The sequence below is a fragment of the Longimicrobium terrae genome (assembly GCF_014202995.1).
Taxonomy (GTDB): Bacteria; Gemmatimonadota; Gemmatimonadetes; order Longimicrobiales; family Longimicrobiaceae; genus Longimicrobium; species Longimicrobium terrae.
In genome coordinates, this window is sequence record NZ_JACHIA010000002.1 from 14,645 (window position 1) to 29,141 (window position 14,497).

General features: G+C 70.0%; 10 protein-coding genes. 8 read left to right on the forward strand and 2 right to left on the reverse strand.

The features are described 5' to 3' along the window. Positions 1–186: 186 nt before the first annotated feature. Positions 187–2,235, reverse strand: a complete 2,049-nt coding sequence (locus HNQ61_RS28225; protein ID WP_205761972.1) for an SDR family oxidoreductase — start codon at positions 2,233–2,235, stop codon at positions 187–189. 67 nt (positions 2,236–2,302) lie between these two features. After that, the gene (locus HNQ61_RS03675; protein ID WP_170038187.1) at positions 2,303–2,512 is read right to left on the reverse strand and encodes a hypothetical protein; all 210 of its coding nucleotides are present in this window, start codon (positions 2,510–2,512) and stop codon (positions 2,303–2,305) included. 588 nt (positions 2,513–3,100) lie between these two features. On the opposite strand from HNQ61_RS03675, the gene HNQ61_RS03680 reads away from it, so the two are divergent. The 8 genes from HNQ61_RS03680 to HNQ61_RS03715 all read left to right on the forward strand — a co-directional run bounded on the left by HNQ61_RS03680 (position 3,101) and on the right by HNQ61_RS03715 (position 14,100). After that, complete coding sequence (locus tag HNQ61_RS03680) at positions 3,101–3,889, forward strand: hypothetical protein (RefSeq protein ID WP_170038185.1); 789 nt, start codon at positions 3,101–3,103, stop codon at positions 3,887–3,889. Between the two features lie 401 nt (positions 3,890–4,290). Continuing rightward, complete coding sequence (locus tag HNQ61_RS03685; protein ID WP_170038183.1) at positions 4,291–5,253, forward strand: GntR family transcriptional regulator; 963 nt, start codon at positions 4,291–4,293, stop codon at positions 5,251–5,253. 153 nt (positions 5,254–5,406) lie between these two features. Further along, positions 5,407–6,582: a sensor histidine kinase gene (locus tag HNQ61_RS03690; protein ID WP_170038182.1), complete on the forward strand. Its 1,176-nt coding sequence runs from the start codon at positions 5,407–5,409 to the stop codon at positions 6,580–6,582. A gap of 588 nt (positions 6,583–7,170) precedes the next feature. Continuing rightward, complete coding sequence (locus tag HNQ61_RS03695; protein WP_170038180.1) at positions 7,171–7,635, forward strand: GbsR/MarR family transcriptional regulator; 465 nt, start codon at positions 7,171–7,173, stop codon at positions 7,633–7,635. Between the two features lie 82 nt (positions 7,636–7,717). Then, positions 7,718–8,173 carry a GbsR/MarR family transcriptional regulator gene (locus HNQ61_RS03700; protein WP_170038178.1) on the forward strand — a complete coding sequence of 152 codons (456 nt, stop codon included), beginning with the start codon at positions 7,718–7,720 and terminating at the stop codon, positions 8,171–8,173. A gap of 53 nt (positions 8,174–8,226) precedes the next feature. Further along, positions 8,227–9,669, forward strand: a complete 1,443-nt coding sequence (locus HNQ61_RS03705) for a TolC family protein (protein ID WP_170038176.1) — start codon at positions 8,227–8,229, stop codon at positions 9,667–9,669. Between the two features lie 35 nt (positions 9,670–9,704). Further along, positions 9,705–10,868, forward strand: a complete 1,164-nt coding sequence (locus tag HNQ61_RS03710) for an efflux RND transporter periplasmic adaptor subunit (protein ID WP_170038174.1) — start codon at positions 9,705–9,707, stop codon at positions 10,866–10,868. A gap of 4 nt (positions 10,869–10,872) precedes the next feature. Further along, entirely contained in the window at positions 10,873–14,100 is a 3,228-nt protein-coding gene (locus HNQ61_RS03715; protein WP_170038172.1) for an efflux RND transporter permease subunit, read from the forward strand. The last annotated feature ends 397 nt before the right edge of the window (positions 14,101–14,497 follow it).

The following is a 14,497-nucleotide window of genomic DNA, read 5'->3' on the forward strand; positions in this document are numbered from 1 at the left end:
ACCTTCGTACCTTCGTACCTTCGTACCTTCGTACCTTCGTACCTTCGTACCTTCGTACCTTCGTACCTTCGTACCTTCGTACCTTCGTACCTTCGTACTTTCGTACTTCCGTGCTTTCGTACTCCAGAACGGGCCGGGAAGCAGACATCGCTCCCCGGCCCGTTTCCCCTCATCCAGCGCTCGCGATCAGGCGTGCACGGCCTGCGGCTTGAGCGCGGCGTTCAGGCCGGCGGCGGCCTGCTTCACCGCCTTGCGGGCCTCGCCCAGCACCACGCCCATCCCAAAGAACTCGTGCGTCACGCCGTCGTGCGTGTGGTAATCCACCGTCACGCCGGCCGCGCGCAGCCGCTCCGCCAGCCGCTCGCCGTCTGACCGCAGCGGATCGATCTCCGCCGTGATGATGGTCGTGGGCGGCAGGCCGCGCAGGTCCGCGCGCACCAGCGAGATGAGCGGATGATCCGCCTCCGCCGGCGTGTTGAGGTAGTGGTTCAGGAACCACTGCATCATGGGCCGGTTCAGCGGCTTGGCGTCCGCGTTCTCCACGTACGACGGGGAATCGGTGTGCCCGTCCGCGATGGGATACACGGCCAGCACGTGCGCCGGCGCGGGAAGCCCGCGGTCGCGCGCCAGCAGCGCCGTCGACAGGGCCAGGTTGCCGCCCGCGCTCTCGCCCGCGACCGCCACCCGGTCCGCGTCGCCGCCCAGCTCGCGTGCGTTCGCCAGCACCCACTGGTACGCCGCGAACGCGTCCTCGTGCGCGGCGGGGAACTTGTTCTCCGGCGCCTTACGGTACTCCACCGAGACCACGATGGCCTGCGTGGCGTCCGTGAGCGCGCGGGCCGAGCTGTCGTAGGTATCGTTGGTCGCGATCACCCACCCGCCGCCATGCGTGTACACGATGACGGGAAACGGCCCGTCGCCATGCGGCACGTAGACGCGGACGGGGATCTCGCCGCCCGGGCCGGGAATCGTCCGCTCCACCACGCGCGCGACGGGGATGGGCTTCACCGTCTTGCCGTGCTTGCGCAGCAGCGCCAGAACCGCTTCGGCCGGCGTCGGCTGGCGGCGTGCCTCGTCCGGCGCCAGCGTCTCGACCGGCTTGCCGCCCATGGACGCAAGGTGGCGCAGAACGTGGCGCATCTGCCGGTTGGCGCGCGCCATCGTCGCATCGCCCTCGTCCTCCGCCGAACGCCCGGTCAGCCGCGTGCGGACGCTTTCATCCACCCGCCCCAGCACGCCGGAGCGGCTGAGCCACCACGCGCCCGCCGCGATGGCGCCCACGGTAAGCAGCGACTGCAGCGGATGCTGCGCCGTGCGCGTGTAGGCGCTCGTCTTCATCACGTGGCCGCTGTAGTCGCCGCGCTCGTTGCCGCTGATGGAAGGCGCGTAGAGCGCCTCGTTGCGGCGCTTGGTGCCGGGCTCGGCACGCTGCTGCTCCCACGCCACGGATGACACGTAGGCATCGTACGCGCGCGGCGACATCTCCTGCATCAGCTCCATCTGCCGGGCGCCGCCGCCCACCAGCACCTCGCGCTGCGGCCGGCGCGCGCAGTCCAGAATGGCGCGGGCCACCACGCGCGGCGAGTACACCGGGGGCGGAACCTCCGGGTCGGCGCCGTCCAGGTGGCTGTGCGCGTGCTCGGTGTAGGGTGTGTCGATGGCGGCGGGGCGGATGAGCGTCACCGCGACGGGCACGCCGTGGTGCCCAAGCTCCTGCCGGAGTGCGTCGGTAAAGCCCTTGACCGCGTGCTTGCTGGCGGCGTAGTGCCCCTGCAGCGGCACCGCGGCGGTCGACAGCACGCTGCCCAGGTTGATGAGGGCGCCGCCCTCGCGCCGCAGATGCGGCAGCGCGGCCAGCGAGCCGTTCACCACGCCGAAGTAGTTGGTCTCAAAGAGCCTGCGGACGTCGTTCACCGGCGTGCGCTCGATTTCGCCGTAGATGCTGACGCCGGCGTTGTTCACCCAGGTGTCGATGCGCCCGAACGCGTTCACGGCCACCTCGGCCAGGTCGCGCATGGCGGCGGTGTCGGCGACGTCGCAGGCGTGCCACGCCACCTCTCCGCCCTCCGCGCGCAGCTGGGCGGCGATGGCGGCAAGTGCGCGCGGGTTGCGCGAGTTGAGCACCACGCGGGCGCCATTGCGCACGGCCAGGCGCGCGGTGGCGAGCCCGATCCCGCTGTCCGCGCCCGTGATGACGATGACCTGCTGCTTCAGCGGCTTCAGCTTCAATCTCATTCATGCTCCTTTGCGTCCAAGGTCTGTCCCAGCGGGCGGGGGCCTCTCGCAAGGGGCGCGCCTTGGGTCATCGGTTGCGCTCGGAGGCCAGGATGGCGGCGCCGCGGGCCGCGAGTTCCTGCATGTGGTCGGTGAGAACGAGGTCGAACGCGGCGGCGAACACGCGTTCGGGGGTGCGGGGGTAGCGCCGGTCGCAGGCGGAGCAGGAGATGTCGCCGTCCCTGGGTGCGTAGATCCAGAATCCGACGCAGTCTCCAACGTGGTCCAGAACAGCCACCGGTGCCTCTCGTTCTCCAGCAGGTCATCATTGGGGGATGCGGCGCCTGTGCGCTCGGGGAAGCGCGAGCGCCCGCGCCGGAACTCGCGGCAAGAAAAATGCCGATCTTGTCGCGAAATATGCGACAGAGTTGGCCGGAGATGGACATCTGTCGCAGCCTGTCGGGGATTGCGGACTCCAGGGCGGCCCCCACCCGGGCCGGCACCACCGGCCCACCCTCCCCTGCGAGAGCGAATAAATCCGCCGCTCAAACAGCGCTAACCCCCGACACCGGCCGCTCGCGCGTCCGGTTCGGGGCTTCAACTGCGTCGGGGACGAGCAGATTGGTTGCGTCCCAGTCCGCGCAGGCGGACTTCGTGTCTTTCGAGGCGCGGTTTCAACCGCCGGGCGAGGACCGGCCTTTCACCCAGAATCTCCGCCGCGCCGAACTGGTGTGTGCTCCCTCTCCCACATCTGTTCGTGGGAGAGGGTCGTCGCGCGGAGCGCGCGGGGTGAGGGCTCGCCGCACGGGACGAATCCTGCAGTCCGGGCGGGACCAGATCCGCCATCGTCTGATCCACATCCCTCACCCTCCACCCCGGATCCCGCATGCCGCGCCACGCGCTCGTTCTCCCGCTCCTGCTGCTGATGATTCCCGCCACCGCGCAGGCGCAGTCCGGGCGCGAGGCGTGGCGCACGGACGTGCCGTGTGCGTCCGCGCGGCGGCTGGTTCCGGAAGGGACGGAGGCGGGCGAGCCGGCCGCCTTTTCGCCGTGCCCCACGCGCGCATGCGTGGACCTGCCCGGCGGCGGGCGCGTGTGCACCTGCGGCGGCACCGAGGGCCCGGACAGCCTGCGCATCGAGCAGCCCGGCCACCCGGTGCGCGAATGGGGCGCGGAGACGGACGGGCTCGCCGCGGCATCGGGGTGGGAGGCGGTCGTCGCGCCCATCGGGGAGGGCGGCGAGCCGGTGGTCGTCATCGCGCAGCGGACGGCAATCAGCAACGGGCTGGGCGTGAACTACTGGCAGCTTTGGCCGGCGGAGCCCGGCGGGGCGGGCGCGCCGCCGTTTGTCGAGGTGCAGGAGTACGACTTCCGCGGATCGTGGGTGCAGCCGCGGGCGGGCGGGGCGTGCCGGCTGTTCGCCACGCGGTGGATGGGAGGCAGCGAACCGGGGCGCGGCCCGGGCCTGTATCTGCAGGGCCGCTGGATGGCGTGGAGCGGCGGCGAACTCCGCGCCGATCCCGCGCGCCCGGCGGTGGAGCGGCGCTATCTGTCCAGCTTCGAGCGCGAGCGATTCGCCGGAGTCACCGGTGCCCCGTTCGCCTGGTTCCGCGGTCCGGCCGCGCGCCGCACAACGCTCCCGCGCGATCCCGCGTTCGATGGTGGCGAGAACTGACGCGCGTTGGTGAAAACTCCGCGTGCCGCAAGCTCTTACTGCCCTCACGCGGGGGTCGCGGAGGTCGCGGAGGTCGCGGAGGTCGCGGAGGTCGCGGGGGAACAGCAGGGGAAAAGAGGATGATGGATTGTCCGGACAGAGAATCAGTCGGCGAGGCGATTCATCATTCATCCTCTTTGCTGTCCCTCTGCGCGATTCCGCTCTCTTCTCGACGGATACCCGCCAGCCACCGCGCTTTCCCGTCTCGCGGTCTGTCCCCGCGACCCCCGCGACCTCCGCGTGAGATGCAGTTGCCGTAAAAGCCTGCGATTCACACGCTGGTATGCGAGGTGCGAATGTTCCTGCTGGATTCGCGGACCCCGATGATCCGGACCGCGACGGAAAAGCTCAGGGAGAGGCGGATGGGCAGCAGGTCGGGCGCCGCGAGCACGGCGGAATCATTGGAAGAACTGATCCGCGGACGGATCGTGGCGGGCATTCACGTGGGCCGCCTGTCCCCGGGCGACCGGCTGCCCAGCTACCGCGAGGTGGCGGATGAGGTGGGGACCGATCTGCGCGCCGTGGCCCGCGCGTACGCCGCGCTGGAGCAGAAGGGGCTGGTGGAAGTGCGCGGGAGGTCGGGTGTGTTCGTGGCGCCGCAGGAGCGCGTGGGCGGGCGCGTGCTGGCGGAAACCGCGGTGTGGTTCGTCGACGTGCTGCGCGAGGCGTGGAACCGCCGCATCCCCGCCGCCGACCTTCCCGCATTCGCGCGGGAGTGCACGGCCGCCCGGGTGGTGCGCTGCGCCTTTCTGGAATCCACCGTGGACCAGGTGGAGTCCATCGGCGCGGAACTGCGCGACGACTTCGGATTCGACGTGTGCTCGGCCACGGCGGACCACTTCGGCACCGGCGCGGACGGCACCAGAATGGACGCGGTGCAGAAGGCGCGCGGGGCGGACTTCATCGCCACCACCGCGTTCCACGCCGCCGAACTGCGCGAAGTGGCGGACCAGTTGGGCCTGCCGCTCGTCGTCATCCGCATCAACCCGCAGTTCACCCGCGAGGTGCAGCGCACGCTGTCGCAGGGCGGATTGACGGTGGTGTGCGTGGACCCGCTCTTTGCCGAACGCGTGCGTCTGGTGGCGGGAGACGTGAATTCGGATGGATTGAAGACGGTTCTGGCCTCCGACCGCGCGCAGGTGGCCTCGCTTGATCTGTCCCAGCCCGTCCTGGTCTCCGAGGCCGCGCGCAGGCAGCTGGACGACCTGCGGCTTCCGCGCTCGTTTCCCGACCAGCCCATGATCTCGCCCGAGTCCGCGCGGGAACTGCACGCGCTGCTCGTCCGCTTCAACCTGGAAGCCGCGGAGCGCGCCCCCGCGGCCTGAATGGCGCAGATTCCGCCGCCTGCTACAGATGGTCGTTCGCGGAACCGTCTGTTGCACGCGGTCTGGAGTTTGCCGGGATCCACGGGCTCGCGACCCGTCATCCCAGAATTCCTCTGACACGCCGGGCCATGAACCGCCTGCTGAGGTCCGCGCATGGCTGATCCCCGGGTGAACCATCCCGTACCCGTGGTTCCCGACGGCCTCTTGCCGCCGCGCCTGCGCATTTCCGACGAGAAACTGTACGCGCTCCTGGTGGGGAGCGTACGCGACTACGGCATCTTTGCGCTGGATCCCACCGGCCGCATCGCCACCTGGAACATCGGGGCGCAGACGATCAAGGGGTACCGCGCGGACGAAATCATCGGCCGGCACTTCTCCGTCTTTTATCCGCCGGAAGATCTGGAAAACGACAAGCCTGGGATGGAACTGCGCGAAGCGTCCGCGCACGGACGTTTCGAGGACGAGGGATGGCGCGTGCGCAAGGACGGAACGCGCTTCTGGGCCAACGTGGTCATTACCGCGCTGCGCAATCCGGATGGCGATCTGGTGGGCTTCGCCAAGGTCACGCGCGACCTTACGGAGCGCCGGCAGAACGAGGAGCGCGCCCTTGCCGACACGCGGCGGCTGGCCGAGGCCGAGGCCGCCAACCGCGCCAAGACCGAGTTTCTCAGCACCATGAGCCACGAACTCCGCACCCCGCTGAACGCCATCGACGGCTACGCGGAGCTGCTGGAGCTGGAGGTGCGCGGCCCGGTGACGGAGGGGCAGCGCGAGTTTCTGCGCCGCATTCGCGACAGCCAGCGGCACCTGCTGGGGATCATCAACGACCTGCTCAACTACAGCCGCATCGAGGCGGGTCGGGTGGAGTACGAGGTGGCCCGCGTTCCCCTGAGCGAGATCGTCTCCACGGTGATGCCGATGGTGGAGCCGCAGGCCCTGGCGCGCGGTCTGGTGCTTTCCGCCGGGCCGTGCCCGCCGGAGCTGGTGGCGAGCGCGGATCGCGGCAAGGCCGAGCAGGTGCTGCTGAACCTGCTTTCCAACGCCGTGAAGTTTACCGAATCCGGCACTGTCACGGTCGCGTGCGCGGCGTCGCCGGCCGGTGTGACCATCACCGTTTCCGACACGGGCGAGGGGATCGCGCCGGACCGCCTGCTGAGCGTGTTCGAGCCGTTCGTGCAGCTGGGGCGGTCGCTGAGCCAGATGCGGGAGGGGACGGGGCTGGGGCTGGCGATCAGCCGCGACCTGGCGCGCGGGATGGGCGGAGACCTGGCCGCCACCAGCACGCCGGGGCAGGGAAGCGTGTTCACGCTCACCCTTCCCGCGGGATAGGCTGGCGGCATCTGACCGGCGGGGGATCATCCACGAGAAGGAGGACCGGATGCGGGGGCGGGCTTCACGGCGGCCCCCACCCGGGCCGGCACCACCGGCCCACCCTCCCGCGCGAGAGCGGATGAATCCGCCGCTCGAACAGCGGAAACCCCCGACACCGGCTGCTGACGCATCCGGTTCGGGGCTTCAACGGCTCATGCCGCGCGCGTCGCGCCGAACCCGCCTCCGCGCCGAACGGCTGCCCCTCCCCCGCTTGCGGGGCGAGGGGGCGAGGGGGCTGGGGGGAGGGGGGAGCCCGCCGCCACGCCGAACCACCCGATCCACACGACACTGAAGTGTGCTCCCTCTCCCACATCCGTTCGTGGGAGAGGGTCGTCGTGCGCAGCACGCGGGGTGAGGGCCACAGCCCGCCGCCGCGCACCGATTCCCATCCACCATCATCCACCCATCCCCGGAAACCATCCCGATCCAACCTCCCTGATCCGCGCAAGTCGTTTCCGCACTTCATCCTGCACATCCTGTGCGTTCAGTATTGACTAAACGAACTGGATGCGGTAGATTCAGTCCATCAATCCACCGGGCGATCCCATGGCGCTGCCGCAGGACGATTTCATCGAGGTCATGGGCCGGCACTTCGAGGAAGAAGGCATTCCTCGCATCGCCGGCCGCCTGTTCGGACTGCTGATGCTGGGCGAAGAGCCCTGCTCGCTGGAAGAACTGGCGGACCGCCTGCACGTGAGCAAGGGAAGCGTGAGCAGCAACGCGCGCCTCCTGGAGGACTGGGGCATGGCGGTGCGGGTCACGCGCGCGGGCGACCGGCGCGACTTCTACCGCATTGCCCCCGACATGTCCAGCCGCCTCATTCAGCGGCAGATCGAGCGCATCCGGCTGTTCATTGACCGGGTGGACCGCGCCCGCGGCAAGATGAGCCCGCTCCCGGCCCCCGTGGCCGAGCGGTTCGACCGCACCGCGGAGTTCAACCGGGCCGTCATGCGCTCCCTGCTGGGGCTTCGCGAGGAGCTCGGGGGAGAGACGGACGGCCGGGACGAGTAGGACTGGCCCTTTGCGTAGGGAATTCGTGCATGAAGGACGTTCAATGAATACTGAACGCACTGTACCGGCTGCAGGTTCGGCGATGTCCGATGACGAGTTCATTGAGCAGTTCGCCCGCCTGCTGGAGCAGGAGGGCGGGTCCCGCATCGCCGGGCGCATCGCCGCGCTCCTGCTGCTTACGCCGGACGACATGGCGCTGGACGAGATCGCCGAGCGCGTGCAGGCCAGCAAGGCCAGCATCAGCACCAACGCGCGGCTGCTGGAGCAGTGGGGAATGATCGAGCGGGTGAGCCGCGCGGGCGACCGGCGCGACTTCTACCGCACCCGCCCCGACGGCGCGGTGATGCTGCTGGAACGGCGGCTGGAGTGGATGCGCCGCCTGCGCGAAGCGGCCGACCGCGGGTCGCGGACGGAAAGCGCGCGCAACCCGGTGGTGGCCGAGCGGTTCCGCGGCCTGTGCCGGCTGCACGCCTTTGCCATGCGCGGCGTGGAGCGCACGCTTCGCCAGCTTCACCGCGGCGTCGACAACGCGCGCTGAACGACCGACGCGACATACCGGCGCGCGAGCGCCTGAACGCAACCGAGACGGAAATGAAACGATCCATCCTTCTGGCCGCCGCCCTCGCGGTGGCGGCCCCGCGGGTTCTGCCGGCGCAGACGCCGGCCGCCCCGCGCGATACGGTGAACCTTACGCTGGAGCAGGCGCTGACGCGCGCCCTGAGCGAAAGCGACGAGGTGCGCCTGGCCGAAAGCGACGTGCGGCTGGCCGCCACGCAGGTGCAGGCCGCGCGCGCGGGCGCCCTGCCGCAACTGGACGCCAACCTGGGGTACACGCGCACCTTTCAGTCGCCGTTCAATACGGGCGGCGGCTTTTCCCTTCCGGATTCGCTCCGCTTTTCGCCCGACACCACGGCGCCGCTGGCGGACCGCATCCGCTACCTGGAGCAGAACGCGCCCACGGCCGGGCTGGGCGGGCTGGGCAGCCTGTTCAGCGGCCTTCCGTTCGGCCGCGTGAACACGTACACGGCCCGGCTCAGCGGCTCGCAGCTGCTGTACTCCGGCGGCCGCACCGGCGCCGCGCTGCAGATCGCCCGCGACTACCGCGCGGCGGCGGAGCTGGGACTGACGGAGCAGCGCGCCGAGATCGAGCTGCAGGTGCGTACGGCGTACACGCAGGCGCAGCTGGCGCAGGAGCTGGCCGGGTTCGCCCGCGCCGCGCTGGAGCAGGCGGAAGCGTTTCTGGCGCAGGAGCAGCTTCGCCAGCGCGCCGGCGAGTCCAGCGAGCTGGAGGTGCTGCGCGCGCAGGTGTCGCGCGACAACCTGCGCCCCCAGCTGGTGCAGGCCACCAACGCGGCGGAGCTTTCGCTGCTGGAGCTGAAGCGCCTGCTGGACCTTCCGCTGGAGCAGCCGCTGCGCCTTACCAGCCCGCTGGAGGCGGACGCGTCGTTCCAGGCCATCGCCGCGGCCGACGCCACGGCGGGGCGTGCCTCCATCGCGGCGGCGGAGCGGCAGGTGTCCATCCGCGAGCAGCAGATCCGCATTACGCGCGGCGCGTTTCTGCCCAGCGTGTCGCTTTCCGCCTACATGGGGCGCCAGCTGCAGCCGACCGAGGTGTTCGGCTTCGGCGAGGGCTCGCAGGGCGACGCGGCGGCCACGCTGTCGGTGCAGATCCCCATCTTCAACGGCGGGCAGCGCACGGCGGAGCTGGCGCAGGCGCGCATTGAGGCGGAACGCGCCCGGCTGCAGCTGTCGCAGCTGCGCGAGGGTGTGCAGGTGCAGTACGAGCAGGCCCGCGGCGAGGCCGAGCGTGCCTCCGCGGCCATCGCGGCGCGGCAGACGACGGTGCTGAGCGCGCAGCGCGTGTATGAACTGACGGTGCTGCGGTACCAGCGCGGGCTGGCGACGCAGCTGGAAGTGTCGCAGTCGCGGCTGGAACTGCTTCAGGCGCGCAGCAACCTGGCGCAGGCCACGGCCGACCTGCGGATTGCCGGAGCGCGCGTGCGGCGCGCCTCGGCGGAAACGACGGGGCCGTGATGCCGCACCCCAACCACGAATCTTCGGAGACGGTGATGACGATCGATATTCCGCGCGGGCGCACCCTGGCCCGCGCATCCCTGGCGGCGGTGCTGGCGGCGGGCCTTGCGGCGTGCGGCGGCGGCGAGGGCGGCGCCACGGCCGAGGCGGCCGGCGACACGACCAAGGCCGGGCCGGAAATCGTGCTTTCCCCCGCGGACCTGGCTCCGGCCGGCACCACGCAGCTGCAGGGCGGCGTGGCGCTCACCGGATCGCTGGAGCCCTTCCGGGTGGTGCAGGTGAAGTCGCAGGTGCCGGGCGTGGTGGCCGGCCTGTCGGTGGACCGCGGCAGCGCGGTGCAGCAGGGGCAGGTGCTGGCCCGCATCGAGGCGCAGGGAATCCAGAGCCAGGCCGGCGGCGCCGCGGCGCAGGTGGCGGGCGCCCAGGCCGCGCTGGCGCAGGCCAACCGGCAGCTGGAGTCGGCCAAGACGCTGTACGATGCCGGCGCCATGTCGGAAATCAGCTACCGCGCGGCGGAAACGCAGGTGCAGGCCGCGCGCGCCCAGGTGGCCGCGGCGCGCGCCGCGTCGGCCGGCGCGTCGGAGCAGGCGGGGCGCACCCGCGTGGTGTCGCCGCTCACCGGCCGCGTGAGCGAGCGGGTGGTGCAGTCCGGCGAGGCGGTGAACGTGGGGCAGGTGCTGCTGACGGTGGTGGATTCGCGGGCGCTGGAGCTTCGCGGGCAGGTGCCGGTGGAGCAGGCGGCGGCGGTGCGCCAGGGGCAGCCGGTGGAGTTCACCCTGAACTCGCAGCCGGGCCGCACCATCCGCGGCACGGTGTCGCGCGTGGACCCGGTGGCCGACGCGGCCACGCGGCAGGTGGGCGTGACGCTTTCCCTGCCCAACGCGGACGGCGCGCTGATCGGCGGCCTGTTCGCCACGGGGCGCGTGCTGACGGGGACGACCACCGAGGCGGTGGCGGTTCCCACGGCGGCGGTGCGCACGGCGGGGACGGAGTCGTTCGTGTGGGTGGTACGGAACAGCCGCGCCGAGCGCCGCGTGGTGACGCTGGGCGACCGTGACGACGCCCGCGGCATGGTGGCGGTGGCGCAGGGACTCGCGGCCGGCGAGCAGGTGATCGTGGCGCCGGGCGAGATGGAAGCGGGCGCGCGGATCGTGGTGCGCGCGGCCAACAACACCGCCCCGGCGGGCGGAGGGCGGTAATCCAATGAGTGATCAGAAGGATCAGAAGCCGGATGCACCCGGAGGCGGCGGCGGCCTGAGCGCCATGGCCATCCGGCGCCCGGTGTTCACGACCATGCTCATGCTGGGGCTGATGGTGCTGGGGATCTTCGGCTACCGCCGGCTCCCCATCGACCAGTTTCCCGAGGTGGACATCCCGGTGGTGACGGTGCAGACCGTGTACCCCGGCGCCAGCCCGGAAACGATCGAGCGCGAAGTCAGCAAGCGCCTGGAAGAAGCCTTCAACCCGGTGGAGGGGGTGGACAAGATCACCTCCATCTCGCTGGAGGGCGTGAGCCAGGTGATCGTGGAATTCGACCTGGGGCGCGACGGCGACCAGGCTTCGCAGGACATCCGCGCCCGCATCGACGCGGTGCGCCGCACGCTGCCCGAGGACATCGAGCAGCCGGTGGTGCAGAAGTTCGACCCGTCGGCGCAGCCCATCATCTCCCTGGCGCTTTCGTCCAAGACGACGCCGATCGCGGAGCTGACGACGCTCGCCGACGAGGGAATCCGCCGCCAGCTGGAGTCGGTGAGCGGCGTGGGCCAGGTGCAGATCGCCGGCGGGCTGGCGCGCGAGGTGCGCATCTTCATCCAGCCGGACCGCATGCAGGCCACGGGCGTGAGCGCGCAGGACGTGATGGGCGCGCTGCAGCGGCAGAACCTGGAGGTTCCCGCGGGGCGCCTGGAAAGCGGCTCGCAGGAGCAGCTCGTCCGCGTGACGGGGCGCATCGTGCGGCCGGAGCAGTTCGGGCAGGTGATCGTGGCCAACCGGCAGGGTCAGCCCGTGCGGCTGGCGGACGTGGCCCGGGTGGAGTACGGCACGGAAGAGGAGCGGTCGCTGGCGCTGGTGGACGGCACCCGCGCCGTGTCGATGGACGTGCTCAAGGTGTCCGGCGCCAATACGGTGGCGGTGGCGGACGGCGTGAACGAGGCGATCGCGAAGATCCAGGGCTCGCTCGCGCAGGGAACGCAGCTGCAGGTGATCCGCGACAACTCGGTGGACATCCGCCGGTCGGTGGACGACGTGATCCACGAGCTGATCCTGGGCGCGTTCCTGACGATCGTCGTCGTCATGCTGTTCCTGAACGACTGGAAGGCGACGGCCATCACGGCGCTGGCGCTTCCCGTTTCCGTGGTGTCGTCGTTCATCCTGATGAGCGCGCTGGGCTTTACGCTCAACGTGCTGTCGCTGATGGCGCTGTCGCTTTCGATCGGCATTCTGATCGACGACGCCATCGTGGTGATCGAGAACATCGTGCGGCACCGCGAGATGGGGAAGGGCAAGTTCGAGGCGGCCGAGGTGGGCACGCGCGAGATCTTCCTGGCGGTGATGGCGACCACGCTGTCCGTCGTCGCGGTGTTCGTGCCCGTGGCGTTCATGGGCGGCATCATCGGCCGCTTCTTCTTTCAGTTCGGCATGACGGTGGCGTGGGCGGTGCTGGTTTCCCTCTTCGTCTCGTTCACGCTGACGCCCATGCTGGCCGCGTGGTGGGGCGTGGAGGCGCACTCGGCCTCGCACACGCCGTCCAGGAACCCGATCACGCGCGGGATCGCCAGGTTCAACGCCTGGTTCGACCGGCAGGCCAAGAAGTACCGCCGCATCGTGGAATGGGCGCTGGGGCACCGCAAGAGCACGCTGGGCCTTGCCTTTGCCGCGTTCGTGGGCGCCATGATGCTGTTTCCGCTCATTGGCGGCGGCTTCATGCCGGAGTCTGACAACTCGCAGTTCGAGGTTACGTTCGAGACGCCGGAGGGTTCGTCGCTGGCGTACACGCGGCAGCGCGCGGAGGAGATCGGCGCGCGGCTCAAGGCGATTCCCGGGGTGGACTACACGTACACCACGGTGGGCGCCGGCGTGACGGGGACGGTGACCGGCGGCAACGTGTACGTGAAGCTGGTGAAGCCCGACCAGCGCGAGCTGCCGCAGAACGAAGTGATGGTGCAGGCGCGCAAGTCGCTGACCGGGCTGTTCGGCACCACGGTGGCCGTGCTGGAAGCGGGCGGCGTGGGCGGCGCGCAGAAGCCGCTGATGGTGAACCTGCGCGGGCCGGACGTGGCGGAACTGCAGCGCATTTCCGGGCAGATCGCCGCCAAGATGAAGGCGATTCCCGGGGTGGTGGACATCGAGACCTCGCTGGGCGCGCCGCGTCCGGAGTTCCGCATCGAGGTGGACCGCGACGTGGCCAACGACCTGTCGCTGGACGTGGGCCAGATTTCCGGCACGGTGCGCCCGCTGCTGGCGGGGCAGACGGCCACCACGTGGCAGGACCCCACGGGCGAGGAGCGCGACGTGGTGGTGCAGGTGGCGCCGGAGCAGCGCCGCTCGCTGGCCAGCCTGACGGCGCTGCCGGTGGCGACCGGACGGCGGGACGCGGCGGGTGCGGCGGTGACGGTGCCGCTGGGGCAGATCGCCCGCATCGAGCAGGGCACGGCGCCGGCGCAGATCGATCGGCAGGACCTGGAGCGCGTGGCCACGGTGTCCGCGGGCACGTCGCCGGAGCTGTCCATCTCCGAGGCGTCGTCGCAGATCACCGCGGCGATCGCGGACATCCAGATGCCGGCCGGGTACGCGGTCACGCTGGGCGGCGAGACGGAGCAGATGCAGGAGACGGTGGGGTACGTGCTGGAGGCCATCATTCTGGCCATCGTGCTCATCTTCCTGATCCTGGCGTCGCAGTTCGAGTCGTTCACGCAGCCGTTCGCCATCATGCTGTCGCTGCCGCTGTCGCTGATCGGCGTGCTGCTGGCGCTGCTGTTTACGGGCGACACGTTCAACATGATGTCCATGATCGGCCTGATCATGCTGCTGGGCCTGGTGGTGAAGAACGCCATTCTTCTGGTGGACAACGCCAACGAGCGAAGGGCCGAGGGGCTGGACCGGCGCACGGCGCTGGTGGAGGCGGGCGAGGTTCGTCTGCGGCCCATCATGATGACCACGCTGGCCATGATCTTCGGCATGCTGCCGGTGGCCATGGCAATGGGCGAGGGCGGCGGGTTCCGCGCCCCCATGGCGCGCGCGGTGATCGGCGGCCTGATCACCTCCACGCTGCTGACGCTGGTCGTGGTACCGGTGGCGTACACGTACTTCGACGACTTCGGCGGGTGGATGAAGCGGCTGTTCAATCCCGCGGCGGAGCGCGAGGCACGCAAGGCGCGCGAAGAAGAAAAGGCGCGCGGCGGGCTGAACCCCGAGCCGGTGTGGGGCGACTGATCCATCGTTGCGGATCGGCGTGATGAACGAGGGTGGCCGCGGTGATGCGGCCACCCTCGTTCGTTTATCCAGGTCCTACTGCCGTTTCACACGGAGGTCACGGAGGATGCACGGAGGGCACGGAGGAAAGACAAGGAATCTCACGCAGAGCAGCAGAGAAGCAGAGGAAAAGAGAACTGACTGGACTCACACAGAGTTATCAGAGTCAACAGAGGAAACAATCTGTACTCTGTTGGCTCTGTTAACTCTGTGTGATGCTTTCTTTTTCTTTTTTTGCTGTTCTCTGCTGCTCTGCTGCTCTGCGTGATGCCCTTCCGTTGCGGTTCCTCCGTGTCCTCCGTGCGTCCTCCGTGTCCTCCGTGTGAAACGGCAGTTCATCCATGCAGGCGTGCTCTGT